The 26292-nt window shown below is 69.1% G+C and carries 26 protein-coding genes and 1 pseudogene; 18 read left to right on the top strand and 9 right to left on the bottom strand.

Annotated elements, in window-relative coordinates:
- Nucleotides 1-4 precede the first annotated feature (4 nt).
- On the bottom strand, nucleotides 5-1303 hold the full coding sequence (locus ABJK26_RS07900; RefSeq protein WP_347241735.1) for a MiaB/RimO family radical SAM methylthiotransferase: 1299 nt from the start codon (nucleotides 1301-1303) through the stop codon (nucleotides 5-7).
- A 140-nt stretch (nucleotides 1304-1443) separates the two neighbouring features.
- Between ABJK26_RS07900 and ABJK26_RS07895 the strand changes: the two genes are divergently transcribed.
- The 4 genes from ABJK26_RS07895 to ABJK26_RS07880 are packed head-to-tail and all read left to right on the top strand — an operon-like array spanning nucleotide 1444 to nucleotide 6246.
- Nucleotides 1444-4338, top strand: coding sequence for an adenosylcobalamin-dependent ribonucleoside-diphosphate reductase (locus ABJK26_RS07895; protein WP_347241734.1), 2895 nt, complete (start codon nucleotides 1444-1446; stop codon nucleotides 4336-4338).
- 19 nt (nucleotides 4339-4357) lie between these two features.
- Nucleotides 4358-4957 carry a phosphoribosylanthranilate isomerase gene (locus tag ABJK26_RS07890; protein WP_347241733.1) on the top strand — a complete coding sequence of 200 codons (600 nt, stop codon included), beginning with the start codon at nucleotides 4358-4360 and terminating at the stop codon, nucleotides 4955-4957.
- 7 nt (nucleotides 4958-4964) lie between these two features.
- The gene (locus ABJK26_RS07885) at nucleotides 4965-5762 is read left to right on the top strand and encodes an inositol monophosphatase family protein (RefSeq protein ID WP_347241732.1); all 798 of its coding nucleotides are present in this window, start codon (nucleotides 4965-4967) and stop codon (nucleotides 5760-5762) included.
- 4 nt (nucleotides 5763-5766) lie between these two features.
- Nucleotides 5767-6246: a flavin reductase family protein gene (locus tag ABJK26_RS07880; RefSeq protein WP_347241731.1), complete on the top strand. Its 480-nt coding sequence runs from the start codon at nucleotides 5767-5769 to the stop codon at nucleotides 6244-6246.
- Here ABJK26_RS07880 and ABJK26_RS07875 read toward each other — a convergent pair.
- Nucleotides 6243-6626 (bottom strand): M67 family metallopeptidase, encoded by a 384-nt coding sequence (locus tag ABJK26_RS07875; RefSeq protein ID WP_347241730.1) that lies wholly within the window; start codon nucleotides 6624-6626, stop codon nucleotides 6243-6245. The genes ABJK26_RS07880 and ABJK26_RS07875 overlap by 4 nt on opposite strands.
- Before the next feature lie 47 nt (nucleotides 6627-6673).
- Between ABJK26_RS07875 and ABJK26_RS07870 the strand changes: the two genes are divergently transcribed.
- From ABJK26_RS07870 to ABJK26_RS07850, 5 genes are all read left to right on the top strand, one after another.
- Complete coding sequence (locus tag ABJK26_RS07870) at nucleotides 6674-8650, top strand: elongation factor G (RefSeq protein ID WP_347241729.1); 1977 nt, start codon at nucleotides 6674-6676, stop codon at nucleotides 8648-8650.
- On the top strand, nucleotides 8651-9541 hold the full coding sequence (locus ABJK26_RS07865) for an AAA family ATPase (protein WP_347241728.1): 891 nt from the start codon (nucleotides 8651-8653) through the stop codon (nucleotides 9539-9541). It abuts the gene before it with no gap.
- Nucleotides 9538-11931, top strand: coding sequence for a phosphoenolpyruvate synthase (gene ppsA, locus ABJK26_RS07860; RefSeq protein WP_347241727.1), 2394 nt, complete (start codon nucleotides 9538-9540; stop codon nucleotides 11929-11931). Before ABJK26_RS07865 ends, ppsA begins: the two co-directional genes overlap by 4 nt.
- 88 nt (nucleotides 11932-12019) lie before the next feature.
- Entirely contained in the window at nucleotides 12020-12694 is a 675-nt protein-coding gene (locus tag ABJK26_RS07855) for a response regulator transcription factor (protein ID WP_347241726.1), read from the top strand.
- Between the two features lie 25 nt (nucleotides 12695-12719).
- Entirely contained in the window at nucleotides 12720-14126 is a 1407-nt protein-coding gene (locus ABJK26_RS07850) for a HAMP domain-containing sensor histidine kinase (protein WP_347241725.1), read from the top strand.
- Here ABJK26_RS07850 and ABJK26_RS07845 read toward each other — a convergent pair.
- From ABJK26_RS07845 to ABJK26_RS07820, 6 genes and pseudogenes are all read right to left on the bottom strand, one after another.
- A pseudogene (locus tag ABJK26_RS07845) lies at nucleotides 14080-14280 on the bottom strand (DUF2089 family protein); the annotation flags it as partial. The gene ABJK26_RS07850 and the pseudogene ABJK26_RS07845 sit on opposite strands and share 47 nt — an antisense overlap.
- A gap of 6 nt (nucleotides 14281-14286) precedes the next feature.
- Nucleotides 14287-15039: a cytochrome c biogenesis protein CcsA gene (ccsA, locus tag ABJK26_RS07840; protein WP_347241724.1), complete on the bottom strand. Its 753-nt coding sequence runs from the start codon at nucleotides 15037-15039 to the stop codon at nucleotides 14287-14289.
- Nucleotides 15036-16151: a glutamyl-tRNA reductase gene (hemA, locus tag ABJK26_RS07835; protein WP_347241723.1), complete on the bottom strand. Its 1116-nt coding sequence runs from the start codon at nucleotides 16149-16151 to the stop codon at nucleotides 15036-15038. The genes ccsA and hemA overlap by 4 nt, the downstream gene beginning before the upstream one ends.
- Before the next feature lie 45 nt (nucleotides 16152-16196).
- Nucleotides 16197-16877, bottom strand: a complete 681-nt coding sequence (locus tag ABJK26_RS07830; RefSeq protein ID WP_347241722.1) for a uroporphyrinogen-III synthase — start codon at nucleotides 16875-16877, stop codon at nucleotides 16197-16199.
- The gene (locus ABJK26_RS07825; RefSeq protein ID WP_347241721.1) at nucleotides 16849-17214 is read right to left on the bottom strand and encodes a carboxymuconolactone decarboxylase family protein; all 366 of its coding nucleotides are present in this window, start codon (nucleotides 17212-17214) and stop codon (nucleotides 16849-16851) included. Before ABJK26_RS07825 ends, ABJK26_RS07830 begins: the two co-directional genes overlap by 29 nt.
- On the bottom strand, nucleotides 17211-17870 hold the full coding sequence (locus ABJK26_RS07820; protein ID WP_347241720.1) for an HAD-IA family hydrolase: 660 nt from the start codon (nucleotides 17868-17870) through the stop codon (nucleotides 17211-17213). Before ABJK26_RS07820 ends, ABJK26_RS07825 begins: the two co-directional genes overlap by 4 nt.
- Nucleotides 17871-18178: 308 nt before the next feature.
- Here ABJK26_RS07820 and purB point away from each other — a divergent pair, with 308 nt between their 5' ends.
- From purB to purF, 9 genes are read left to right on the top strand one after another with little or no spacing between them, the layout of a single operon-like run.
- On the top strand, nucleotides 18179-19489 hold the full coding sequence (gene purB / locus ABJK26_RS07815) for an adenylosuccinate lyase (RefSeq protein ID WP_347241719.1): 1311 nt from the start codon (nucleotides 18179-18181) through the stop codon (nucleotides 19487-19489).
- Nucleotides 19490-19498: 9 nt separating this feature from the next.
- Complete coding sequence (locus ABJK26_RS07810) at nucleotides 19499-19726, top strand: DUF433 domain-containing protein (RefSeq protein WP_347241718.1); 228 nt, start codon at nucleotides 19499-19501, stop codon at nucleotides 19724-19726.
- Nucleotides 19723-20088 (top strand): DUF5615 family PIN-like protein, encoded by a 366-nt coding sequence (locus ABJK26_RS07805; RefSeq protein ID WP_347241717.1) that lies wholly within the window; start codon nucleotides 19723-19725, stop codon nucleotides 20086-20088. The genes ABJK26_RS07810 and ABJK26_RS07805 overlap by 4 nt, the downstream gene beginning before the upstream one ends.
- A gap of 35 nt (nucleotides 20089-20123) precedes the next feature.
- Nucleotides 20124-20813, top strand: coding sequence for a phosphoribosylaminoimidazolesuccinocarboxamide synthase (purC, locus tag ABJK26_RS07800; RefSeq protein ID WP_347241716.1), 690 nt, complete (start codon nucleotides 20124-20126; stop codon nucleotides 20811-20813).
- Nucleotides 20814-20824: 11 nt separating this feature from the next.
- Nucleotides 20825-21079 carry a phosphoribosylformylglycinamidine synthase subunit PurS gene (purS, locus tag ABJK26_RS07795; protein WP_347241715.1) on the top strand — a complete coding sequence of 85 codons (255 nt, stop codon included), beginning with the start codon at nucleotides 20825-20827 and terminating at the stop codon, nucleotides 21077-21079.
- Entirely contained in the window at nucleotides 21076-21759 is a 684-nt protein-coding gene (gene purQ, locus ABJK26_RS07790) for a phosphoribosylformylglycinamidine synthase subunit PurQ (protein WP_347241714.1), read from the top strand. The genes purS and purQ overlap by 4 nt, the downstream gene beginning before the upstream one ends.
- Nucleotides 21756-22469: an HAD family hydrolase gene (locus ABJK26_RS07785; RefSeq protein ID WP_347241713.1), complete on the top strand. Its 714-nt coding sequence runs from the start codon at nucleotides 21756-21758 to the stop codon at nucleotides 22467-22469. Before purQ ends, ABJK26_RS07785 begins: the two co-directional genes overlap by 4 nt.
- On the top strand, nucleotides 22469-24646 hold the full coding sequence (gene purL / locus ABJK26_RS07780) for a phosphoribosylformylglycinamidine synthase subunit PurL (RefSeq protein WP_347241712.1): 2178 nt from the start codon (nucleotides 22469-22471) through the stop codon (nucleotides 24644-24646). Before ABJK26_RS07785 ends, purL begins: the two co-directional genes overlap by 1 nt.
- Nucleotides 24639-26027: an amidophosphoribosyltransferase gene (purF, locus tag ABJK26_RS07775; RefSeq protein WP_347241711.1), complete on the top strand. Its 1389-nt coding sequence runs from the start codon at nucleotides 24639-24641 to the stop codon at nucleotides 26025-26027. The genes purL and purF overlap by 8 nt, the downstream gene beginning before the upstream one ends.
- On the opposite strand, the gene ABJK26_RS07770 is transcribed toward purF, so the two are convergent.
- Entirely contained in the window at nucleotides 26024-26287 is a 264-nt protein-coding gene (locus ABJK26_RS07770; RefSeq protein WP_347241710.1) for a hypothetical protein, read from the bottom strand. The genes purF and ABJK26_RS07770 overlap by 4 nt on opposite strands.
- Between the last annotated feature and the right edge of the window lie 5 nt (nucleotides 26288-26292).

The raw sequence follows: 26292 nt of genomic DNA, 5'->3' as shown, positions 1-26292 counted from the left end.
CATCCTACCGCACGGGAAGCTCCAGGGGCCCCTTGACCCCCTCCACCCGGCCCAAAAGGACGTACCCCTCCACCCCCAGGACCCGGGCCCAGACCGTCTCCCCGGGGCGGGCCTCCCCGGAAAGCCGGGCCTCGTAGTAGTCGGGGGTGTGGCCTAAGGCCTCGCCCCCCTGGACCCTTTCCACCAGGACCTCCACCCGCTCCCCGAGCTTGGGGCGGACCCGCTCCTCCGCCAGGCGCTGGGCCAGGGCGATGAGCTCCTTGGTGCGGCGCCTCCTCACCTCCGGGGGCACCTGGGGCATGGAGGCCGCCCGGGTCTTGGGCCTCGGCGTGTAGGTGAAGGCGTGGACCCGGGTGGGCCTGAGCTCCTCCAGGAAGGCCAGGGTCTCCCGGTGCTCCTCCTCGGTCTCCGTGGGGAGGCCCGCGATGACGTCGGTGGTGAGGGCGAAGCCGGGGATGAGCTCGTAGGCCCGCCGCACCAGGTCCCGGTAGTAGGCCTTATCGTAGCGGCGGCCCATGAGCTTGAGGAGCCGGTCCGAGCCCGTCTGCAAGGAGAGGTGAAGGTGGGGCCTGACCTCGGGAGCGTAGCGGCCAATGGTCCTCAGGAGGTCCTCCCCCGTGTCCTCGGGTTCTATGGAGGAAAGCCGCACCTTGGCCCCCAGGTGGTAAAGGTCCTCCACGAGGCCCGCGAGGCCCCGGGGGTGCCCCCGGTAGCTCCCGAGGCGCACCCCGGTGAGGACGATCTCCCGGATCCCCATGCGGAGAAGGGCCTCGGCCTCGGCCAAGGCCTCCCGGTAGTCCCGGTGGCGCTCCTTGCCCCTAAGCCTCGGGATGATGCAGTAGGCGCAGCCCGCCTGGCACCCGTCCTGCACCTTCAGGAAGGCCCGCACCCGGCTGTTTAAAAGCCCCCTTTCCCCCGCCCCCCAGAACTCGTTGGGCGGGGTGGTGATGGGGTCGGAGGGGAGGCCAAAGCGCTCCAGGATCACCCGGGGAAGCTCGGCCTTGCGGGCGTTGGGCACCACCGCGTCCGCCCCGAGCTCCTTTAGGACCTCGGGGGCGAGCTCGGCGTAGCACCCCGTGACCACGATGAAGGCCTCGGGGTTGTACCGCCTGGCCCGGCGCACCTCCTTGCGGGTGTCCGCCTCCGCCGTGGTGGTGACGGCGCAGGAGTTGATGACCACGAGGTCCGCCCCCCCGGCCTCCACGGGGACCACCTCGGGCTCCAGCGCCTTGAGAAAGCCCAAAAGGGCCTCGGTCTCCACCTGGTTCACCTTGCACCCCAGGGTGCGAAAGGCGGCGCGCATCCTTTCCATTCTGGTAACCTTTAGAAGCCCCGTCAACCGCCCGGGCCAGAGTGTGGTCCCCCCCACTTGCCGTGAAAACCCAAGGAGTAGTAGCATCCTGCCACCTAACCCCAAGATCTGGGGGTTATTAGGGAGGACCTATGGAGCGACCCTTCTTTGACGAGCACGCCCAGGCCATCGCCAAGCGCCAGTACCTCCAGCCCGGGGACGGGGACATCCTGGGGATGTTCCGCCGGGTGGCCCGGGAGATCGCCAAGCCCGAGAAGCCCGAGGAAAGGGCCTACTGGGAGGAGAAGTTCTACGAGCTCATGAGCACCAAGCGCTTCTCCCCGGGGGGCCGGATCCTCGCCGGGGCGGGCACCGCCCACGGCAACCTCCTCAACTGCTTCGTCCAGGGGGCCACGGAGAACCCCCCCGAGAGCTTCGCGGGCATCATGGAGGTGGCCAAGAAGCTCGCCCTGGTCACCAAGGTGGGGGGCGGAAACGGGGTGAACCTGGACCCCTACCGCTCCAAGGGGGCGGGCAGGCGCCGGGAGGTGCGGGGGGTGGCCTACCTCTCGGCGGAGCACCCGGACCTCGAGGACTTCCTCCGGGGCCTCATGCGCCCCCCCACCAACCCCGATGGGCCCAAGGAGGAGATCCGGCTCAAGAACTTCGCCCGGGTGGTCTACGGAAAGCTCTCCCCCGAGCTCATGGCCCTGGCGGAAGAGCGGGGGGTGGGGGTGGTGGAGGAACCCCCCAAGGAGCGCATCCTGGTCCCCGACGACATGGGGGGCATCGTGGAGGCCGCCCGCGAGGCCGCGGACCTGGCCCGGAGGGGCCTCACCCCCCACGTGGACTTCTCCCTCCTCCGCCCGGAAGGAGCCCCCATCCGGGGAAGCGGGGGGACGAGCTCGGGGCCGGTGAGCTTTCTCTTTGAGCTCTTTGACAACTTCCTGGAGTGGGCCGCCCTGGGAGCGGAAGGGGCGGGCCCCGTGGCCACCCTGCGCTACGTGTACGCCCCGGTCCTCCGGGTGGTGCGCCAAGGGGGCACGCGAAGGGGCGCGGGGATGGCCACCCTCTCCATTGACCACCCCGACCTCCTGGACTTCCTCACCGCCAAGGACCTGGACCGGGAGAAGGCCGAGGGGGACATCTCCACCTTCAACATCTCCGTCCTGGTCACCGAGGCCTTCATGAAGGCCCTGGAGGAGGACACCCTCTGGCCCGTGACCCCCGTGGAGGTGCCGGGGAAGTACTACCCCTACCCCCTGGAGGGCCCCTACACGGGCAGGCTCCCCGAGCTTCCCGAGCGGGCCGATGGCGCCAAGCCCATCCCCCTCTATGGGGGGAAGGTCCCCGCCCGGTGGCTCTGGCACGAGATCGCCTGGCACGCCTGGGCCACGGGGGAACCGGGCCTCATCTTCGTGGACCGGGTCAACGAGTTCTCGGCCCTGAAGGGCTTGGGGCCCCGTTATTGGATTCGCTCCACCAATCCCTGCGGTGAGATCCCGCTCACCATGGGCGAGCCCTGCGACCTGGGGGCCCTGAACCTCGCCGCCTACGTGAAGGACGGGGCCTTCCAGATGGAGGAGTTCCGCAAGGACGTCCACACCGCCGTCCGCTTCCTGGACAACGTCCTGGACGTGAACAGGTTCGCCCTCCCCGACAACGAGGAGGCGGCGAGGCGGCTCAGGCGGCTTGGCCTAGGGGTCATGGGCCTGGCGGACGCCCTCATCAAGATGGGCCTCCCCTACGCCTCGGAGGAGGCCCGGGAGAAGGTCTACGAGATCATGTCCGCTCAAAGGGAGGAGGCCATCCGGGCCTCCGAGGCCCTGGCCGAGGAAAGGGGCGTCTTCCCCCTCTACGAGGAACACCGGGAGTACTTCCAGGCCTTAGGCGTCCGCCCACGGCGCAACGTGGCCCTCCTCACCGTGGCCCCCACGGGGACCACCAGCATGCTCATGGGGGTCTCCTCGGGGATTGAGCCCGTCTTCAGCCCCTTCGTCTGGCGCAGGATCGGCGGGGAGTACAAGCCCCTCCTCCACCCTCTCTTCGTGGAGCTCATGGAGGCCTACCCGCCCGCCCCTGGCTTCGCCAAGGACGGGAAGTGGGACTGGGAGAAGATCGTGGAGGAGATCCAGAAGGACGGCCACGGTTCCGTGCAAAATCTCCCCTTCGTCCCCGAGCCCATCCGGCGGGTCTTCCAGTGCGCCCACGACATCCACCCCTTGGACCACGTGCGCATGCAGGGGGCGGTGCAGCGGGCCTTTGACGCCGAGGGGTACGCCGGGAACTCCCTCTCCAAGACCATCAACCTTCCAAACCACGCCTCGGTGGAGGACGTGGAGGCCGCCTACCTCGAGGCCCACCGCACGGGGTGCAAGGGGATCACCGTCTACCGGGACGGCTCCCGGGAGTTTCAGGTGCTCACGGTGAAGAAGGAGGAGAAGAAGGCCGAGGCGCATACAGAAGGGGAGGAAAAAGCGCGGGACATCCCCTTCCAAGCCCACGAACCCCCCAGGCAACCCCAGGCAGGGGAGCCCGTCTACGAACGTCCGGGCCGCCTCATGGGCTTCACGGACATGGTGAAGCTCATGACCCCCGAGGGGCAGAAGCGGAGCTTCCTGGTGACGGTGAACGTGTTGGAGGGGAAGCCCATAGAGGTCATCCTCACTTCGGGGAAGGCAGGGGACGAGGCCAACGCCGACTCCGAGGCCCTGGGCCGGGTGGTCTCCATCGCCCTGCAGTACGGGGTGCCCCCCGAAGCCCTCATCCGCACCCTCCGGGGCATCAACGGGGGGCTTTACGGCACCTACCAGGGGCGGCTCGTCTCCAGCAAGGCGGACCTCATCGCCGTGGCCCTGGAGACCATCCCCGAGGCCCTGAAGGGAAGCGCCCCCGCGCCCTCCCTAAAGGAGCCCCTCCCCGTCCTCTCCGGCGGGGGGCTTGTCCTCCCCGGGGCCGAGAAGTGCCCCGCTTGCGGGGAGAAGGCCCTGGTGCGGGAGGAGGGGTGCTGGAAGTGCCAGGTCTGCGGCTACTCTAAGTGCGGCTGAGGGCCTTTATACTGGCCCCGTGCGGGTCAAGATCTGCGGCCTCACCCGCCTTCAAGACGCCCTCCTGGCCGAGGAGCTCGGGGCCTTCGCCCTGGGCTTCGTCCTCGCCCCGGGCTCCAGGAGGCGGGTGGAGCCCGGGGCCGCCCGCGCCATCTCCCGGGCCCTCGGGCCCTTCGTGGTGCGGGTGGGGGTCTTCCGGGACCAGCCCCCCGAGGAGGTCCTTAGGGCGATGGAGGAGGCCCGCCTCCAGGTGGTCCAGCTCCACGGGGAGGAGCCCCCGGAGTGGGCCGAGGCCGTCGGGCGCTTTTTCCCCGTCATCAAGGCCTTTTCCCTCAAGGGCCCGGCGCGGCCCGAGTGGGCGGACTACCCCGCGGAAGCCCTCCTCCTGGACAGCCCCGCCCCGGGAAGCGGCCAGGCCTACCCCCGGGAGTGGGCCAGGCCCCTCCTGGAAAGGGGCCTGAGGGTCATCCTGGCCGGGGGCCTGACCCCGGAAAACCTGGGGGAGGCCCTGGCCCTAAAGCCCTACGCCATAGACCTGGCGAGCGGGGTGGAGGAGGCCCCGGGGGTGAAGAGCGAGGCCAAGCTCAGGGCTCTTTTCCAGAGGCTCCGGGGCCTATGATAGAAGGGTGATCGGCAAGGGTCATCCCTTCTTTCCCCATCTTGAAACCATGCTGGAGGCGGCCCGGCTAGCCTGGGGCATCCACCACTATTACCTGGAAAAAGGCTTCACCCACGGGACCAAGTCGGGCCCCACCGACCTCGTCACCCAGGCGGACCGGGAGGCGGAGGAGGCCATCAAGACCCTTCTCCTAGAGCGCTTTCCCGAGGCGGGCTTCCTGGGCGAGGAAGGGGGAAGCGAGGGGAACGCCGCCTTGCGCTTCATCGTGGACCCCCTGGACGGCACGGTGAACTACGCCCACGGCTTCCCCTTCTACGGGGTCTCCCTGGCCCTCGAGGCCGATGGGGTCATCCAGGCGGGAGTGGTCATGGACACCGCCCGGGGGGAGACCTTCTACGCCCTTAGGGGCGAGGGGGCCTACCTGGACGGGAGGCCCATCCGGGTCACCGGGAGGGACAGGCTCCTTGGAAGCCTTCTCGCCACGGGCTTCCCCTACGACGTGGCCCAGGACCCGGAGAACCTCACCTACTTCGCCCGGGCCCTGAGGCGGGGGCTTTTGGTAAGGCGCCCGGGGGCCGCCGCCCTGGACCTGGCCTACGTGGCCGCGGGGCGGCTGGAGGGCTTCTGGGAGGTGAAGCTGAACCCCTGGGACGTGGCCGCGGGCTGGCTTTTGGTGGAGGAGGCGGGGGGCAGGGTCACGGACCTTACGGGAAAGCCCTACACCCTGGGAAACCGGTACATCGTGGCCACCAACGGCCGGATTCACGAAGCCCTCCTAAAGGCCCTCCTCACCGAGGTAGAATAGGGCCATGGACCTCGAGGCCAAGAAAAAGGTCCTCCGGAGCTTCACCTACGGGCTCTACGTCCTCACGGCGAGGGACGGCGAGGAGATGGCCGCCGGGACGGTGAACTGGGTCACCCAGGCCTCCTTCGCCCCTCCCCTCGTGGCCCTGGGGGTCAAGCGGGACAGCCACCTCCACGCCCTCATAGAGCGCACGGGCAAGCTCGCCCTCATGACCCTGGCCCAGGACCAGAAGGCCATCGCCCAGGACTTCTTCAAGCCCACGGTGCGGGAAGGGGACCGCCTGAACGGCCACCCCTTCGCCCCCTCCCCCACCTTCGGCCTCCCCCTCCTCACCGAGCTCCCCTACTGGCTCGAGGCCGAGGTGCGCCACCTCTACCCGGGCGGGGACCACAGCCTGGTGCTGGCCGAGGTGGTGGAGGCCGGGGTGCGCTACGAGGCCAGGCCCCTCGTCATGTGGGACACGGGCTGGTTCTACGGGGGCTAGAGGAGGACCACCTCCACCTCCCGCCCCTCGGGGAGGAGGAAGGCCCGGAAGCCGTCGGTGCCGAAGATCACGTAGGGCACCCGCCAGCGGGCCTCTTTGAGGTCGGTGGGGCTCGGGAGGGCGGGGCCCTTGGGGTGGGAGTGGTAGATGGCGAGGAGGGCAAGCCCCTCCCGCTCCAGGGCCTTCAGGGCCTTTAGGAGGGCCAGGGGCTCGGCCAGGTAGCCCGTGAGGGGGCTAGGGTGGACGTTGGGCAGGGGGATGACCCGCTCCACCTCGCGCCTCCCCGCCCAAAGCCCCACCCCCTCCCTGGGGGCCTCGCCCTTAAGGTAGGCCTCCGTTTCCCGAAGGAGCCTTCGCGGCAGGTAAAGCACCTGGGACAATCGCCCCCTCCTTGGCCCTATACTATGGGCACCAAGAAGGAGGCGCCATGATCCGAACCGTGGCCCTGGTAGGGCACGCAGGCAGCGGCAAAACCACCCTCACCGAGGCCCTGCTTTTCCACACGGGGGCCAAGGAACGCAGGGGCCGGGTGGAAGAAGGCACCACCACCACGGACTACACCCCCGAGGCCAGGCTCCACCGCACCACGGTGCGCACCGGGGTCGCCCCCCTCCGCTACCGGGGCCACCGGGTCTTCCTCCTGGACGCCCCGGGCTACGGGGACTTCGTGGGGGAGATCCGGGGGGCCCTGGAGGCCGCGGACGCCGCCTTGGTGGCGGTCTCGGCGGAGGGCGGGGTGCAGGTGGGCACGGAACGGGCCTGGACCGTGGCCGAGCGGCTCGGCCTTCCCCGCATGGTGGTGGTCACCAAGCTGGACAAGGGCGGGGACTACTACGCCCTCCTCCAGGACCTGAGGAGCACCCTGGGCCCCATCCTCCCCATAGACCTCCCCCTCTACGAGGGGGGGCAGTGGGTGGGGCTCATTGACGTCTTCCACGGGAAGGCCTACCGCTACCAGGAGGGGCGGGAAGTGGAGGTGGCGGTCCCCCAAGAGGAAAGGGAAAGGGCGGAGCGCTTCCGCCAGGAGGTCCTCGAGGCCATCGTGGAAACCGACGAGGGCCTCCTGGAGAAGTACCTGGAGGGGGAGGAGGTCACGGGGGAGGTCCTGGAGAAGGCCTTCCACGAGGCGGTGCGGAGAGGCCTCCTCTACCCCGTGGCCCTGGCCTCGGGGGAGGCGGGGATCGGGGTGCTTCCCCTTCTGGATCTCGTCCTGGAGGCCCTCCCCTCCCCCACGGAGCGCTTCGGGGATGGCCCCCCCTTGGCCAAGGTCTTTAAGGTCCAGGTGGACCCCTTCATGGGCCAGGTGGCCTACGTGCGCCTCTACCGGGGAAGGCTCAGGCCCGGGGACAGCCTCCAAAGCGAGGCGGGGCAGGTGCGCCTCCCCCACCTCTACGTGCCCATGGGGAAGGACCTCCTGGAGGTGGAGGAGGCGGAGGCGGGCTACATCCTGGGCCTTCCCAAAGCGGAGGGCCTCCACCGGGGCATGGTGCTCTGGCAAGGGCCTAAGCCGGAAAGCGAGGAGGTGCCCTTCGCCCGCCTCCCCGAGCCCAACGTGCCCGTGGCCCTCCACCCCAAGGGGCGCACGGACGAGGCCCGGCTGGGGGAGGCCCTGAGGAAGCTCCTCGAGGAGGACCCGAGCCTGAAGATAGAGCGCCAGGAGGAGACGGGGGAGCTCCTCCTTTGGGGCCACGGGGAGCTTCACCTCACCACGGCCAAGGAGCGCCTCTCGGACTACGGGGTGGAGGTGGAGTACTCCCTCCCCAAGGTGCCCTACCGGGAGACCATAAGAAGGGTGGCCGAGGGCCAGGGCAAGTACAAGAAGCAGACCGGGGGCCACGGCCAGTACGGGGACGTGTGGCTGAGGCTTGAGCCCGCCCCCGAGTACGCCTTTGAGTGGCGCATCACCGGCGGGGTCATCCCCAGCAAGTACCAGGAGGCCATAGAGGAGGGGATCAAGGAGGCGGCCAAGAAGGGAGTGCTGGCGGGCTTTCCCGTGATGGGCTTCAAGGCCATCGTCTACAACGGCTCCTACCACGAGGTGGACTCCTCGGACCTCGCCTTCCAGATCGCCGCGAGCCTCGCCTTCAAGAAGGTAATGGCCGAGGCGAACCCCGTGCTCTTGGAGCCCATCTACCGCCTCAAGGTCCTCGCCCCCCAGGAGCGGGTGGGGGACGTCCTCTCCGACCTCCAGGCCCGGCGGGGAAGGATCCTGGGCATGGAGCAGGAGGGGGCCTTGAGCGTGGTCCACGCCGAGGTGCCCCTCGCCGAGGTCCTGGAGTACTACAAGGCCCTCCCCGGCCTCACCGGGGGGGCGGGGGCCTACACCCTGGAGTTCAGCCACTACGCCGAGGTCCCCCCGCACCTCGCCCAGAGGATCGTCCAGGAGCGGGCCCAGGAGGGCTAGGTGGCCTTGGAGCGGCTTCGGGAAGCCCTGGGGGAGGCCCTCTTCGGCCAGGAGGAGGTCATAGAGGCCCTCCTCGCCGTCCTCCTCGCCCGGGGGCACGCCCTTTTGGAGGGGATGCCGGGCCTGGGCAAGACCCTCCTCGCGGAAAGCCTGGCCCGGGCGAGCGGCCTCGCCTACAAGCGCATCCAGTTCACCCCGGACCTCCTCCCCCAGGACCTCACGGGGAGCGAGGTCTTCCGGGAAGGCCGCTTTGAGTTCGTGAAGGGCCCCCTCTTCGCCCAGGTGGTCCTGGCGGACGAGATCAACCGGGCGCCCCCCAAGGTGCAGTCGGCTCTTCTGGAGGCCATGCAGGAAAGGGCGGTGACCGCAGGGGGCGCGCGCCACCCCTTGCCCGAGCCCTTCTTCGTCCTCGCCACGCAAAACCCCCTGGAGCTGGAGGGCACCTACCCCCTGCCCGAGGCCCAGCTGGACCGCTTCACCGCCAAGATCCCCTTCCGCCCCCCGAGGCGGGAGGTGTGGCTTAGGATCCTCACCGAGGAGCCCAAGACCCCGGAGCCGGTGGAGGTGGACCTCCTCAAGGCCCAGGAGGAGGCGGGGGAGGTGCGGGTGGCCAAGGAGGCCCTTTTGGCCATCACCCACGTGGCCTTCCTCACAGAGGAGGACCGGCGCCTCCGCATGGGGCTTTCCCCCAGGGGGGCCAAGGCCTGGCTGGCCCTGGCCAAGGCCCTCGCCTACCTGCGGAAGAAGCCCTTCGTGGACTGGAAGGAGCTCAGAGACGCCGCCTTCCTCGCCCTCCCCCACCGCCTCTTCCTCACGGAGGAGGCCCTTTACGAGGGGGAAAGGGCCGAGAGGGTACTGGAGGAGGCCTTAAAGAAGGGAGGGATCCCATGAGATGGGTGCGGTTTTTCCACGAGGTGGGCCTGGAGGACGTCCCCCTGGTGGGGGGCAAGAACGCCTCCCTGGGGGAGATGATCCGGGAGCTTTCCCCCTTAGGGGTGAAGGTGCCGGAAGGCTTCGCCACCACCAGCGAGGCCTACCGGCATTTCCTCCGGCACAACGGCCTCGAGGAGGCCATCGCCAAGGAACTCAAGGGGCTGGACCCGGAGGACCCCAAGGCCCTGGAGAGGGCGGGCCGCCGCCTACGGAACCTCATCCTCAAGGGCGAATACCCCCAAGACCTCCGGGAGGAGATCCTCGAGGCCTACCGCAAGCTCTCCCAGGAGGCGGGGGAGGAGGAGATCCCCGTGGCGGTGCGCTCCAGCGCCACCGCCGAGGACCTCCCCACGGCGAGCTTCGCCGGGCAGCAGGAAAGCTTTCTCTACGTCCAAGGGGAAGAGGGCCTCCTCCTCCACGTGAAGCGGGCCATGGCGAGCCTCTTCACGGCGCGGGCCATCAGCTACCGGTCCCACATGGGCTTTGACCACCTCAAGGTGGCCCTAAGCGTGGGGGTCCAGCGCATGGTGCGGGCCGATGCCGCCGCAAGCGGGGTCATCTTCACCCTGGACCCCGACACCGGCCACCGGGGCTTGGTCTACCTCACGGCCATCTACGGCCTCGGCGAGAACATCGTCCAGGGCCGGGTGGTCCCGGACGGCTACTACGTGCACAAGGAGACCTTCCGGGAGGGCTTCCGGGCCGTGGTCTATAAGCGGCTCGGCGCCAAGGAGTTCACCCTGGCCTTTGACCCCAGGGAAGGGAGGCTCAAGAACCGCCCCACGCCCCCCTACCTGCGGAACCGCTTCGCCCTAAAGGACGAGGAGGTCCTCCTCCTCGCCGACTGGGCGCTGAAGATTGAGGACCACTACTCCAAGAAGCGGGGAAGCCCCACCCCCATGGACATTGAGTGGGCCAAGGACGGCCCCACGGGGGAGCTCTTCGTCCTCCAGGCCCGGCCCGAGACCGTCCACTCGCAAAAGGCCCCGGTCCTCCGCGTCTTCCGCCTCCTAAAGAAGGGCGAGGTCCTGGCGGAGGGGCTCGCCGTGGGCGAGGCCATCGCCACGGGCCGGGCCCGCGTCCTCAAGGACCCCAAGGAGATGGACCGCTTCCAGGAGGGGGAGGTCCTGGTCACGGAGACCACCAACCCCGACTGGGAGCCCATCATGAAGAAGGCGGCGGCCATCGTCACCGAAAGGGGCGGGCGCACCTCCCACGCGGCCATCGTGGCCCGGGAGCTGGGGGTGCCCGCGGTGGTGGGGGCGGTGGGGGCCACCCGGCTGGTCCCCGAAGGGGAGGAGGTCACGGTCTCCTGCGCCGAGGGGGAGGTGGGGCGGGTCTACCGGGGGAGGCTCCCCTTTGAGGTGGAGGAGATCCGCCCCGAGACCCTGCCCAAGACCCGGACCAAGATCCTGGTGAACGTGGGCACCCCGGAGGAGGCCCTAAGGGCGAGCCTCCTCCCCACCGAGGGGGTGGGCCTTCTCCGGATGGAGTTCGTCTTCGCGAGCCACGTGCGCGTCCACCCCCTGGCCCTCACCCGGTTTGAAACCCTCCCCAAGGAGGTCCGCCGCCAGGTGGAGGAGGCCACCGAGGCCTACCCCGACAAGCGGGCCTACTTCGTGGAGCGCCTGAGCGAGGGGATCGGCCTCATCGCCGCCGCCTTCTACCCGAGGCCCGTTCTCCTCCGCTTCTCCGACTTCAAGACCAACGAGTACGCCCGCCTCCTCGGGGGGCACCTCTTTGAGCCCAAGGAGGAGAACCCCATGCTGGGGTGGCGGGGGGCGAGCCGCTACTACCACCCGGACTACAAGGAGGGCTTCCTCCTGGAGGTGGCCGCGGTGAAGCGGGTGCGGGAGGAGATGGGCTTAAGGAACCTTCACGTGATGGTCCCCTTCTGCCGCACCCCGGAGGAGGGGGAGAAGGTCTTGGAGGTCATGGCGGAGGGGGGCCTCAGGCGGGGGGAGGGCGGGCTTCAGGTCTACGTGATGGCGGAGATTCCCGCCAACGTCCTCGAGGCCGAGGCCTTCGCCGAGCTCTTTGACGGCTTCTCCATCGGCTCCAACGACCTCACCCAGCTCGCCCTGGGCCTGGACCGGGACTCCGAACGGGTGGCCCACCTCTTTGACGAAAGGCGGGAGACGGTGAAGCGCCTCGCGGCCATGCTCATTGAGAAGGCCCACGCCAAGGGGAGGCCTGTGGGCATCTGCGGCCAGGCCCCCTCGGACTACCCCGAGTTCGCCGCCTTTTTGGTGGAAAGGGGCATAGACTCCCTAAGCCTCAACCCGGACGCCCTCTTGCGCACGGTGCGGGAGGTGGCGGAGGTGGAAACGAGGCTCGGAATCGGATAGCTTGGCCAGCCTGCGAGCACCCCCGCCCTTTTTCGTGAACCGGGCCCCGCACCTGGCTTTCTCATGAGAAAGTGAGTACCATGGGGGCATGGAACCCCCTCTGATCCTCATCGTGGAAGACGAGAAGGACATCGCCCGCTTCATTGAGCTAGAGCTCCAGGCGGAGGGCTACCGCACCGAGGTGGCCCACGACGGCATCACCGGGCTTTCCAAGTTCCGGGAGGTGAACCCCAACCTGGTGATCCTGGACCTGATGCTTCCCGTCATGGACGGGATTGAGGTGGCCAAGCGCATCCGCAAGACCTCCAACGTGCCCATCCTCATCCTCACCGCCAAGGACCGCGTGGAGGACAAGGTGGCGGGCCTGGACGCCGGGGCCGACGACTACCTGGTGAAGCCCTTTTCCATAGAGGAGCTCCTCGCCCGGGTGCGGGCCCACCTCCGCCGGGTCACCCCGGCCATCACCGGGGAGATCCGGGTGGCGGACCTCATCATCAACCTCGAGGGCCGGGAGGTCTTCCGGGGCGGGCGGCGGGTGGAGCTCTCCAACAAGGAGTTTGAGCTCCTGGAGCTCCTCGCCAAGAACCCCGGCAAGGTCTTCAGCCGCTACGAGATTGAGGAGAAGGTCTGGCCGGGCTACCAAGGGGGAAGCAACGTGGTGGACGTCTACATCGGCTACCTGCGCAAGAAGCTGGAGGCCGGGGGGGAGCGCCGCCTCATCCACACGGTGCGGGGGGTGGGGTACGTCCTCAGGGAGGACTGAGCCCAGGCCCGCCCAACCCCCCGGCATGACCCTCAGGACCCGGATCACCCTCCTCACGGCGGGGCTTCTCCTCGTGGCCCTCCTGGTCTTGGGCTTCGCCCTGGAAGGCCTTCTCAGGAGCTTCCTCTACCGGAACCTCCGGGGGGAGCTCCTAGAGGCCAGCAACCAGGTGGTGCGCCTTCTCAACCTCGGGGGGCAGGCCCTCCTGGAGGCGGGCCTCCCGCCGAGCCTCTACGCCGAGGTCCAGCTCCTCCCCGAGGAAAACCCCGCCCTTTTGGCCAAGGAAGGGGGCATCAGCCTGCAGAAAAGCCCCGCCCTGGGGCAGGGAAGGCTTCTCCTGGGCGAGGCCCAGTACCGCGCCCTCCTGGAAAAGGGCGAGGTCTGGGCCCAGGTGGCCCTTCCCCGGGAGGGAAGCCCCTTGCGCCTTTTGGTCTACGCCCGCCGGGTGGAGGTGAACCTCTCCGGGGCGGTGTGGAAGGGGGCCCTTTTGGTGGGCAAGCCCACGGAGGACCTCGAGGCCACCCTCAGCCAGTTCGCCCGCATCTACGCCGGGACCGCCCTCCTCGTCCTCCTCCTGGTCCTGTTCCTGGCCCGAAGGCTCGTGGCCCGGGCCCTGGAGCCCCTGGAGTGGGCGGCCCGCAAGGCCGAGGCCATGAGCGCCCGCCCCGAGCCCCTGCCCGAGCCGGAGACCGAGGACGAGGTGGCCGCCTTGGTCAAGGCCCTGAACGGGATGCTCTCCCGGATGCAGGAGGCCTTTGAGGCCCAGACCCGCTTCCTCCAGGACGCCTCCCACGAGCTCAGAACCCCCGTCACCGCCATCCTGGGGCACGTGGGCTACCTCCTCCGCCGCACCCCCCTCACCGAGGCCCAGCGGGAGAGCCTCGAGGTGGTGAAGCGGGAGGCGGAGCGCATGGGCAAGCTGGTCTCCGACCTCCTGGACCTCTCCCAAAGCGGCACTTGGAGGATCCGCCCCGTGCCCGTGCGGGTCTTAGACCTCCTGGAAGAGGTGCGGGAGGAGTTCGCCAAGAGCTTTGAGGGGGAGATCCGGGTGGAGGCCCCCGAGGAGCTTTACGTCCTGGGGGACCCCGACCGGCTCCACCAGGTCATGGCCAACCTGGTCTCTAACGCCCTCAAGGCAGGGGCGAGGCGGGTCTGGCTTCGGGCCTTCGACCTGGGGGACAAGGCGGTGGTGCGGGTGGAGGACGACGGGGAAGGGATCCCCGAGGAGCACCTTCCCCACCTCTTTGAACGCTTCTACCGAGTGGACAAGGCCCGGGACCGGGAAAGGGGCGGCTCGGGCCTCGGCCTCGCCATCGTGAAGGCCATCCTCGAGGCCCACGGGGGGGAGGTCTGGGTGGAGAGCCAGGTGGGCAAGGGGACGGCTTTCAGCTTTTCCCTTCCCGCAAGCGGGCCACCGCCTCCTCCAGGCTGATCTCCCCCCGCCTCAGGGCCTCCAGGACCTGTAGGCGGTCCTCCTCCCTGTCTTCCTCCTCGTACCCCAGGGCCTTGAGGAGGGCGTCCAGCCGGGCCCGCACCGTGGGGTAGGACACCCCCAGGATGCGCTCCACCTCCTTGAGGTTCCCTCTACCTTTTCAAAAAGGAAGCCTCGAGGGGTGCCGGGAGCCTAAAAAGGGCGCCCCCAGGAAGGCGAAGAGGAGAAGGCCGTAGGCGAGGAGAAGAACCCCGGCCCGCGAAAGACCCCGAAGCCTCTCCTCCAGGAGGAAGTAAAGGGTGAGGAGGAGCCAGCCCAAGAGAGCGGGGACCTCCTTGGGGTCCGGGCTCAATGGGCTTCCGAAGTAGCCGAAGGCCCAGGCCATGCCGCTCGCGAGCCCCAGGGTGGCCGCCACGTACCCCACCCGCAGGTACCCCTGCTCCAGGCGCCTCAGGCTCCAGAGGGGAGCGCTCCCCACCGCCCGCTCGGGGGCCCGGCGCAGGCGCAGGTCCTGCAGGGCGCACATCGCCCCCGCCCCCACCCCCACGCTCAAGGCGAGGTAGGCCACGAGAAAGGCCCCCCCGTGGAGGAGGGAGAGGAAGGGGGAGAGGCCCTCCCCCGGGTGGGGCAGGGCCTTGAGGGCGAAAAGCCCCAGGAGGAGGGAGAGGAGGGCCAGATAGCGCCCGAGAGGGGCGAGCCAGGGCCTCTCCAAAAGGGTGGCCCCCCTTAGGGCGAGAAGCCCCCCAAGGAGGAGGGCAGGTTGGGCAGGGCCGGAAAAAGGCCCCTTGAAGAGGGCATCGGCCAGGGCCGCCCCCAGGTAAACAAGGGCCCCCCACCCCATTCCCCGGGGCCAGAAAAGCCCTAGCGCCAGGAGCACCACCCCGAGGAGGGCCAGGGGGCTCGCCGGGGTCATGGCCGGGCCTGGGCCTTGAGGGCCAGGATCAGGGGGTGGGCCCGGCGGCCCGCCTCCTTGCGCCAGGTGAGGGGGTCGGCCCCGGGCAGCTCCCGGGCCACCTCCTGAAAAAGACGCTCCTCCAGAGCGCGAATGGCCTCCCGCACCCGGTGGCCCGCGTACCACTCCAGGTAGTCGGCGAGGGCCTTCTCCACCAGGGCCTCCACCTTGGGCACCTCCCCCTCCCTGGCCCTAAGGTTCCTCTCCACCACCCGCTCCAGGTCGTCCAGGTTGTAGAGGTAGGCGTGGGGGAGGCGGCCCACCCGCGGGTCTATGTTCCGGGGCAGGGCGATGTCTATGAGGAAGAGGGGCTTGGCCCTTTTAGGCAGGTCCTCGGGCCCCACCAGGTAGTGGGGAGCCGCCGCCGAGGCCACCACCAGGTCCGCCTGGCGGAGGACCTGGGGAAGGGCGGGAAGGCCGAAGGCCTCCCCGCCAAAGCGCTCCGCCAGGGCCCTCGCCCTTTCCTCGGTGCGGTTCACCACCAGCACCCGCCCCACCCCGTGGGCCTTGAGGTGGGTGAGGAAGAGCTCCGCCATCTCCCCCGCCCCCAGCACGGCCACGGAGAGCCCGGAGAGGTCCCCATAGACGGCGAGGGCCAGGTCCAAGGCGGCGTAGGCCACGCTCACCGCCCCTGCCCCAATGCCCGTTTCGCTCCGGGCCCTTTTCCCCAGGGCGATGGCGGATTGGAAGGCCTTCTCCAGGAGGCTCTCCGTGGCCCCGTACTTTCTCGCCAAGAAGAGCGCCTCCCGCACCTGGCCCAGGATCTGGGCCTCCCCCACCACCAGCGAGTCCAGCCCCGCCGCCACCCGGAAGAGGTGGCGCAGGGCCTCCTGGCCCTCCTTCACGTAGAGGTGCCGGGGAGCCACCCCCCTTTTTAGGAGGAGGGCCTTGGCCCTCTCGGGGCTCCCCACCCCGTAGAGCTCCGTGCGGTTGCAGGTGGAGAGGACCACCCCCTTGCCCAGGGCGGAAAGGGCGGCGGGCAGGCCCACCACGGGGTCCAAAGAGGCCCGCTCCCGCACCTCCACGGGAGCGGTCTTGTGGGAGAGGCCCACCAGGTAGAGGGGCAGGGCCATATTCCTCCCCGAGAGTATACGCCAAGGGCGTAGGGACGGAAGCCCCTACCGCCCGAGGACCCGGAGGATGGCCCGGAAGAGGCCCTCGAGGCCCGGGCTTTCCGCCTCCACCACGGGAAAGCCGAACCGCCTCGCTTCCTCCCCGGTGCTTGGGCCGATGGCGGCGGCTTGGGGGCGCCTTCCCGTCCAGCGGGCGAAGGCCCTGGCCCCGCTTGGGCTGAAGAAGGCCACCACCTCCGCCCGCTCCAAAAGGGCCACCTCCTCGGGGGCGAGGTCCCTTTCCCGGGTGGCGTAGACCTCCTCGCGCTCCGCCAGGACCCCCCTCGCCCTAAGCCCCTCCTCCAGGTCCCGCCCCGCCAGATCCCCGGCCACGAAGAGGACCCGCCTCGCCTCGGGGAAGCCCTGGGCCAGGTCCCGGGCCGTGGCCCTTTCCGGCACGAAGGCGGGGAAAAGCCCCCCTTCCGCCAAGACCTTCCCCGTGCCCTCCCCCACCGCCGCCACCCTGAGGAAGGGGCGGCCCGCCTCCTCCCAGGCCCGAAGGAGGCGCTTCGCCCCCTCCTTGGAGGTCACGGCCACGTAGTCCCACCCCTCCTTAAGCCTTTGGGGCAGGCGGGCGAGGGCGGGGAGGTCCACCTGCTCCAAGAGGGCCACCTCCGCCGCCTCTATCCCGAGGGCGGCGAGCCTGGCGAGAAGCGCCCTATCCTTCCCCCTCGTGAGGAGCACCACGGCCCTTGAGCACCTTCTGGAAAAGCTTCATGGCGGCCAGGGCCCGGGGAAAGCCCAAGAAGAGGGCCGCCTGAAGGATGGTCTCCCGCACCTCCCTTTCCGTGGCCCCCACCCTCAGGGCCCCCTCCAGGTGGGTGGCGAGCTCCTTGGGGCTTCCTAAGGCGATGAGGGCGGTGATGGCGAGAAGCTCCCGGGTCTTCAGGTCCAGACCCGGCCTGGCCAACACCTCCTCGTAGGCGAAGTCCCGGATGTAGCGGAAGAGGTCCTCGTCTGCCTCCTTCAGGGCCTCCTCAATGGCCTCCCGTTTCTCCCCCCAGAGGGCCTCCCGGACGCTCATGGGAGGTAGTCTAGCACCGCCTGAAGCCGGGAAAGGGCCTTGGGGTTTTCCCCCAGGGGGTCAAAGAGGAGGGCCCGCATCCCCACGGCCTCCGCCCCCAGGAGGTCCGCCTCGGAGTCCCCCACGTGCACCGCCTCCTCCGGGGCTACCCCTAAGGCTTGGAGGGCCTCCTGGAAGAGGCGGGGGTCCGGCTTGGCGTAGCCGGAGAAGGCGCTCACCGCGAGGTGGTCAAAGTAGCGCTTTAGGCCCACCACCTCCAGGATCTCGGGGAGGGTGGCGTCCCAGTTGGAGACCACGGCCAGGGGGTAGCCCTCGGCCTTCAGGGCCCTTAGGGTCTCCTCCGCCCCCGGTGCGAGGGGCCAGAGGGCGGGGTCCTTCCAGCGGGCCACGAGCTCTTGGGAAAGGGCCTCGGCGTGGTCCTCGAGGCCCATCCCCGCAAGAAGCCTCCGGTGGAACTCCCGCCAGAGGCCTAAGGCGGTCTCCAGGTCCCGGGCCAGGAGGTGGTGGTCCTCGTAGAAGCGGAAGGCGGCCAAGGCCGCCGCTTTGGGATCCCTGCGTGGCCTAAGCCCCCTCTCTTCCAAGAAGGGCAGGAGCCAGAAGCGGGGGCTCGCCAGGATCAGGGTGTTCCCCACGTCAAAGGTCAGGGCCCGGACCATGGGCCCAGTCTATACCCTTTACCGCAAGGCCCCCTGGGAAGGCCCCATAAGCTTCCAGGCGATCCTGCAAATCCGCGGATCTCCCACCCCAAGGTCTTCGCTCAAAGGGGTGGTCTCTCCCCGGGCGTGGGAACCGAAAATGGCCAGCTCCCGCACGCCGAAGCGCGCCCGAAGCTCCGGCTTGTTGGGCCAAGATGCGCCGGATCTCGCCCAGGGTCTTCATGGTCTGCGACCCCCTAGAGGGGCCACAACCGTTGGTATACGCTCCCCTCCAGCTTGCTCGCCCGTTCCCTGGTACCCTAAAGGGCATGATCGCCCGCTACCAGACGCCGGAGATGGCCCGCCTCTGGTCGGAGGAAAACCGCTACCGGATGTGGGCTTGGGTGGAGGCCTACGCCCTCGAGGCCTGGGAGGCCCTGGGGGAGGTGCCTAGGGGCCTTGCGGCGAGGCTTCTCGCCAAGCTTGAGGCAAGGCCCCTAGATGGGGCCTTCGCCCGGAGGGTAGCCGAGCTAGAGGCCGAGACCCGGCACGACCTCGTGGCCTTCACCCGGGCCCTCACCGAGTGGACGGAAGACGAGGAGGTGGGCCGCTACCTCCACCTCGGCCTCACCAGCTCGGACGTGGTGGACACGGCGCAAAACGCCCTTTTGGTAGAGGCCCTGGACCTCGTCCTGGAGGAGCTAAAGGGGGTGGAGGAGGGCCTTAGAGCCCTCGCCCTCCGCTACAAGCGCACCCCCGCCGTCGCCCGCACCCACGGGGTCCACGCCGAGCCCACGAGCTTCGGCCTCCGCTTCCTTTCCTTCCTCGCCGCCTTCCAAAGGGACGAGGAAAGGCTCAAGCGGGCGAGGGAGGCCATCGGGGTGGCCATGCTCTCGGGCTCGGCGGGGAACTACGCCCACGTCCCCCCCGAGGTGGAGGCCCACGTGGCCCAGCGCCTGGGCCTTCTTCCCGAGCTCGTCTCCACCCAGGTGGTCCCCCGGGACCGGCACGCCGAGGTCATGGCGGCCCTCGCCCTCCTGGGCGGCAACTTGGAGCGGGTGGTGGTGGAGCTAAGGCACCTCCAGCGCACGGAGGTCCTCGAGGCCCAGGAGCCCTTCCACGAGGGCCAGACGGGAAGCTCCTCCATGCCCCACAAGAAAAACCCCGTGGGCCTGGAGAACCTCACCGGGGTGGCGAGGCTTTTAAGGGGCTACCTCTCCCCTGCCCTGGAGGACATCGCCCTCTGGCACGAGCGGGACATCTCCCACTCCTCGGTGGAAAGGGTCATCTTCCCCGACGCCACCACCCTGGCCCACTACGCCTTGAGGCGCCTCAAGGAAATCCTGAAGGGCCTCGTGGTCCACGAGGAGAACCTAAAGCGGAACCTGGACCTCACCCGGGGCCTCATCTACTCCCAGCGGGTCCTGAACGCCCTCATCGCCCGGGGCCTCTCCCGGGAAAGGGCCTACGCCCTCGTCCAGCGGAACGCCCTGAGGAGCTGGGAAGAGAGGAAAAGCTTCCTGGAACTTTTGGAGGCCGACCCCGAAAACCCCCTCAAGGGGGAGGAGCTAAGGGCCCTCTTTGACCCAAAGCCCTTCCTCCGGCACGTGGACGCCATCTACGCCCGGTTCGGGCTTTAGAATGGGGGCATGCCCCTGTTTAGCCGGATCACCCACGATCCCCGCCTCTTCGGCGGTAAGGCCACCATCCGGGGGATGCGCCTCACGGTGGCAGCCCTGCTCCGGCGGCTGGCCCACGGAGAACGTCCCGAGGACCTCCTCCGGGACTACCCGGAGCTTACCCTCGAGGACATCCGGGAAGCCTTGGCCTACGCCGCTTGGAGGCTGGAGGAAGAAGAGCACGCTTTGAGCCCGTGAAGATCCTGGTGGACATGAACCTCTCGCCGCGCTGGCGGGAAACCCTCCAGGCCTCGGGGTACGAAGCCGTTTGGTGGCGCGACGTGGGCCCGGAAAACGCCCCCGACGAGGTTCTCTTCGCTTGGGCCAGGGAGCGGGGCTATACGGTCCTCACTGCCGATCTGGACTTCGGCCACCTCCTCTCCCTCACGGGAGAGGACGGACCTAGCGTGATCCTCCTCCGCCTCCCCTACACAGAACCCCCTGAGGCCCTACCGCAGGTGCTGGAAGTCTTGAGTCGCTTCTCCGAGGCTTTGCAGCGGGGAGCCCTAGCGGTGATCGGCCCCGAAAAGACGCGGCTTCGCCTCCTGCCGCTACAATGAGGGCAAAGGGCCCCGTGCCCCTTTTGAGGAGAGGCATGGAGAAGCTCTACGAGGGCAAGGCCAAGGTGCTCTACCGGGAAGGCCCGGACACCCTAAGGGTCTACTTCAAGGACGAGGCCACCGCCTTCAACGCAAAGAAGCGGGGAGTGATCCCCGGAAAGGGCGTGGTGAACAACAAGGTCTCCTCGGCCCTCTTCCGCTACCTCGAGGCCCACGGGGTGAAAACCCACTTCCTGGAGGAGGTCTCCGATCGGGAGATGCGGGTGAGAAGGGTGGCGATCCTTCCCCTGGAGGTGATCCTCCGCTATAGGGCCGCAGGGAGCTTCGCCCAGCGCTACGGCCTGGAGGAGGGGACCCCGCTCAAGACGCCCCTTCTGGAGTTCTCCCTGAAAAACGACGCCCTGGGAGACCCCCTGATCTGCGAGAACGCCGTCCTCGCCCTGGGGCTTGCGGAAGAGGCAGAGCTTGAGGCGGTGAAGGCCACCACCTTCCGGGTGGGGGAGCTCCTCAAGGGCTTCTTCGCCGAGCGGGGCCTGGAGCTCGTGGACTTCAAGCTGGAGTTCGGGAAGGCGAATGGGGAGGTCCTCCTCGCGGACGAGATCAGCCCCGACACCATGCGCCTTTGGGACGAGAAGGGGGAGCCCTTGGACAAGGACCGCTTCCGCAAGGACCTGGGCGGCGTGGAGGAGGCCTACCAAGAAGTGCTGAGGCGCGTCCTGGGGTAGACTTGGGCCATATGCCGCGCTACCGGGCCACCCTGCTCATTGAGCTCAAAGAGGGCATCCTAGACCCCCAGGGCCGGGCGGTGGAGGGGGTCTTAAAGGACCTCGGCCACCCGGTGGAAAGCGTGCGGGTGGGGAAGGTGCTGGAGATCGTCTTCCCGGCGGAAACCCTCCTGGAGGCGGAGCGGAAGGCCTTGGAGTTCGGCAAAACCCTCGCCAACCCGGTGATGGAGGTCTACGCCCTGGAGGCCCTGAAGGAACTCCCATGAGGTGGGCCATCGTCCGCTTTCCCGGCGCAAACTGCGACGAGGACGCCCGCTTCGCCCTAACGAAGGCGGGGGTCCGGGCGGAGTTCTTCTGGCACACGGAGAGGGACCTCAAGGGCTTTGACGGGGTCTTCCTCCCCGGAGGCTTCAGCTACGGGGACTACCTGAGGGCGGGGGCCCTCGCCGCCAAGAGCCCGGTGATGGAGGCGGTGCGCCGCTTCGCCCGGGAGGGGCGGTACGTGGTGGGGGTCTGCAACGGCTTCCAGATCCTCACCGAGGCGGGGCTTCTGCCGGGGGCGCTCCTTGCCAACCTCAACCTCCACTTCACCTGCAAGGAGGTGGGGGTGCGGGTGGAGCGAAACGACCTCCCCTTCACCCGGCTCTACGGGAAGGGCCAGGTCCTCAGGCTTCCCATCGCCCACGGCGAGGGCCGCTACTACGCCGACCCGGAGACCTTGGCGCGCCTCGAGGGGGAGGGCCTCGTGGTCTTCCGCTACGCGCCTCTCAAGGGGGAGGCCGATTACAACCCCAACGGGAGCCTCCACGACATCGCGGGCATCGTGAGCGAAAGGGGGAACGTCCTCGGCATGATGCCCCACCCCGAAAGGGCCGTGGACGAGGTCTTGGGCAACACCGACGGGCTCCCCTTCTTCCTGGGGCTCGTGGAAGAGGTGGCGCGATGAAACCCAAAGCCATCACCTTTGACTTCTGGGGCACCCTCTTCACCGAGGGGGAGGCGTTTTTGGAAAAGGTCATGCCCGCCCGGTACGAGATCCTCCTGGACGCCCTCTCCGAGGCGGGGCACCCCGCGGAGGAGGCCGAGGTGCGGGAGGCCTACCGCCAGGCGGCCTTGGCCTTTGAGGAGGCCTGGAAGGCGGGGGAGCACATGCCCACCTACGAGCGGGTGGCCCGCATCTTCGCCCTCCTCGGCGCCCCCCACGACCCCGGCCTCATCGCCCTCACCGCAAGGCGCCTGGAGGAAAGCGCCCTCCTCGCCGACCTCGAGCCCCTTCCCGGCGTAGCGGTCTTGAAGGAGCTCGCCAAGCGGTACCCCCTGGCCCTGGTCTCCGACACCGGCATGACCCCGGGCCGCCTCCTCCGGGAGCACCTCAAGCGGCAGGGCCTAGACGTCTTCCAGGCCTATAGCTTCTCCGACGAGACGGGCTTCGTGAAGCCCAGGCCCGAGGCCTTCCGGGTGGCCCTCGAGGCCTTAGGCATCGCCCCGGAGGAGGCCCTCCACGTGGGGGACCTGCCCCAGACGGGCATCAAGGGGGCCTTCGGGGCGGGCTACCCCTGGGCGGTCCAGTACGTGGGCCTGAGGGAGGTGAACGGGGAGGTGAAGCCCACGGCCAAGGTGAAGGACCACCGGGAGCTCCTCGCCCTCCTCACGTGATGGAAGCCCTGGCCAAGGAGATCGGGATCCCGGAAGGGGAGTACCGGGAGATCGTCCGCAGGCTCGGGCGGGAGCCCAACCGGGTGGAGCTCCTCCTCTTCAAGGTGATGTGGAGCGAGCACTGCGCCTACAAGAACTCCCGCCCCCTCCTCAAGGAGCTTCCCAGGGAGGGAGGAGCCGTCCTCCAGGGCCCCGGGGAGAACGCCGGCGTGGTGCGGGTGGGCGAGGGCTGGGCCGTGGCCTTCAAGATAGAAAGCCACAACCACCCCTCGGCGGTGGAGCCCTTCCAGGGGGCGGCCACGGGGGTGGGGGGGATCCTCCGGGACATCCTGAGCATGGGGGCTCGCCCCATCGCCCTCCTGGACTCCCTCCGCTTCGGGCCGCCCGAGGAGCCTAGAAGCCGCTACCTCCTCAAGGGGGTGGTCTCGGGGATCGGCTTCTACGGCAACGCCATCGGGGTGCCCACGGTGGGGGGGGACCTCTACTTCCACGAGGGCTACCGGGAAAACCCCCTGGTGAACGCCATGGGGATAGGCCTCCTGAGGGAGGAGCGCCTGAAGCGAAGCCGGGCCTCTTTGGGCCGCCCCATCTACTACGCCGGGGCCAAAACAGGCCGGGACGGGATCGGCGGGGCGGCCTTCGCGAGCCGCGAGCTCAAGGAGGAGAAGGCCGAGGACCGGCCCGCGGTCCAGGTGGGGGACCCTTTCCTCGGCAAGCTCCTCATGGAGGCCACCCTCGAGGCCATAGAGCTTGACCTGGTGGAAGGCGTCCAGGACATGGGGGCGGCGGGGCTCACCAGTAGCCTCTCGGAGCTCGCCCACAAGTCGGGCCTCGGGGTGGAGCTCCACCTGGACCTCGTCCCCACCCGGGAGGCGGGGATGACCCCAGAGGAGCTCCTCCTCTCGGAAAGCCAGGAGCGCATGGTCCTGGTGCCCAAGGAGGGGAAGGAAGGGGCCTTGGAGGAGGTCTTCCGGAGGTGGGGCCTAGACTGCGTCCCCGTGGCCAGGACCATCCCGGAGCGGGTCTTCCGGGTCCTCTTTAGGGGCCAGGTGGTGGCCGAGGTGCCCACGGAGGCCCTGGCCGAGGCCCCCACCTACGTGAGGGTGGGGCGGGAGGACCCGGAGATAAGGAGGCTCCGGGAAACCCCCATCCCCCCCCTGGAGGCCGACCCCCAGGAGGTCTTAAAGAGGCTCCTCGCCTCCCCCAACCTGGCGAGCCGGGAGGCGGTCTACGAGCGGTACGACCACCAGGTGGGGACCCGCACCGCCCTCCTCCCTGGCCGGGGGGACGCCGCCGTCTTATGGATCCAGGGGACCCGCCTCGGCGTGGCCGCCAAGGTGGACCAGAACCCCCGGTATAGCCGCCTTTCCCCCCGGCTTGGGGCCATGCACGCCCTGGCGGAGGCCTGCCGGAACGTCTCCGTGGTGGGGGCGAGGCCCCTCGCCTACACCGACGGCCTCAACCTGGGAAGCCCCGAGACCCCCGAGGGCTACCACGAGCTCGCCGAGACCCTCGCCGGGCTCAAGGAGGCGAGCGAGGCCTTAGGCGTCCCCGTGGTCTCCGGGAACGTCTCCCTCTACAACGAAAGCGGGGGGCGGCGCATCCCCCCCACGGCCATGGTGGGGGTGGTGGGGGTTCTGGAGGTGGACAAGCGGGCGGAGATGGGCTTTAGGCGCCCGGGGGAGGTCCTCCTCCTCATTGGGGAGGAAAGGGGGGAGCTTGGGGCGAGCGAGGTCCTCTACCTCCTCACGGGGAGGGAGTTCGGCCACCCCCCGAGGCTTGACCTCGGGCGGGAGAAGGCGGTGCAGGAGGCCATCCGGGAGCTCATCGGGAGGGGCCTCACCCGGACCGCCCACGACGTGGCGGAGGGGGGGCTTCTGGTGGCCCTCGCCGAGATGACCTTCCCCCACGGGGTGGGGGCCACGGTGGAGGTGCGCTCCCAGGGCCTCGAGGCCCTCTTCGGCGAGGCCCCAAGCCGCATCCTCTTCACCGTGGAGAAAGCCCGCCTCCAGGAGGCCACCCTCTTCCTGGAGGAAAGGGGCCTCCCCTACCGGGTCCTGGGGGAGACGGGCGGGCCAAGCCTCACGGTCCTCACCCCAGACGGGGTGCTAGAGTGGGGCGTGGAGGAGCTCCTCACGGCCTGGAAGGCCCCCTTGCGGGAGGTGCTGGATGGATAAGCCCCAGGAGGAGTGCGGCGTCCTCGGGCTTTGGAGCGAAGGCCCCGTGGACGTGGCGGGGCTTCTCCACCTCGGCCTCCTCGCCCTGCAGCACCGGGGCCAGGAGGCGGCGGGGATGGCGGTCACGGACGGCAAGGCGTTTTGGGTGGAAAAGGACCTGGGCCTCGTGAACCAGGTCTTCACCGAGGAGCGCCTGGGAAAGCTCCGCCTTCCGGAGGCCCGCCTGGGAATCGCCCACACCCGCTACTCCACCACGGGCTCCAACCTGCGCATCAACGCCCAGCCCCTCACCGCAAGGACCGCCCACGGGGTCTTGGCCATCGCCCACAACGGCAACTTCACCAACGCCAAGCCCCTCCGCGACCGGCTCCTCCGGGAGGGGGCCACCTTCCAGAGCACCTCGGACACCGAGGTGATGCTCCTCCTCCTCGCCCGCCTGGGCCACCTTCCCCTGCCCGAGGCCGCCGCCCAGGCCATGCGGCAGCTGGAAGGGGGGTACTCCATCCTGCTCATGAGCCCGAAGACCCTCCTCGCCCTCCGCGAGCCCCACGGGGTGCGGCCTTTGGTCCTGGGGGAGGCCCCTTGGGGCTACGCCTTCGCCTCCGAGCCCCCGGCCCTCCTCCTCATGGGGACGGAGTACGTGCGGGACGTGCGCCCCGGGGAGGTGGTCTGGGTGGAGGAGGGCGAGCTCCATAGCCTCCAGGCCCTCCCCCCGGAGCCCGCCCCGTGCGCCTTTGAGTGGATCTACTTCGCCCGGCCCGACAGTCTCCTGGACGGCACCGAGGCCTACGAGGCCCGGGTGCGGATGGGGATGGAGCTCTTCCGAGAGGCCCCCGCGGAGGCCGACCTCGTGGTCCCCGTGCCGGACTCGGGCATCGGGGCCGCCGTGGGCTACGCCAAGGCGAGCGGGCTTCCCTTGGAGTTCGGCCTCTACAAGAACCCCTACGCCGGGCGCACCTTCATCCAGCCCACCCAGGAGCTCCGCGACCTGAAGACGAGGCTCAAGCTCTCCCCCACGGGGGCGGTGAAGGGCAGGCGGGTGGTCCTCATAGACGACTCCATCGTGCGGGGCACCACCAGCAAGCGGATCGTGCAGATGCTCAAGGAAGCCGGGGCCCTCGAGGTCCACTTCCGGGTGAGTAGCCCCCCCATCCGCTTCCCCTGCTACTACGGCATAGACACCGCCGCCCGCAAGGAGCTCATCGCCGCACAGAAGAGCGTGGAGGAGATCCGGGCCTACATCGGGGCCGACTCCCTGGCCTTCCTCTCGGAGGAGGGGGTGAGGCGGGCCATCGGGGGGCCCATCTGCCTCGCCTGCTTCAACGGGCGCTACCCGGCGGGGGTGCCCCTGGAAGGGGAGAAGCTCGCCCTGGAGCTTTAGGCCCTTCGCCTCAGGAAGAGGCCCAGCAAAAGCCCTCCCAGGAAGCCCAGGAGCAAGAAGGCGAAGGCGAAGGTCCCGGTGGAGGCCAGGTGCCAGCCGAAGAACCAGTAGCTGCACACGGCGTACCGCTCCACCTGGACCCGCACCAGCTCGGGGAGGTTGCGGCTCGTGGTGAAGTTGACGAGGAGGATGGCCAAGAGGAGGACCAAGAGGATAACGAGGGCGGTCCACTTGAGAAAGGTCCAGGGATTCCCCTTCATGGCCT

It is taken from the genome of Thermus sp., assembly GCF_039793865.1.
In the GTDB taxonomy this organism is placed as follows: Bacteria; Deinococcota; Deinococci; order Deinococcales; family Thermaceae; genus Thermus.
The sequence above is the reverse complement of the archived record's forward strand: the minus strand, read 5'-3'. Positions and strand labels throughout refer to the sequence as shown.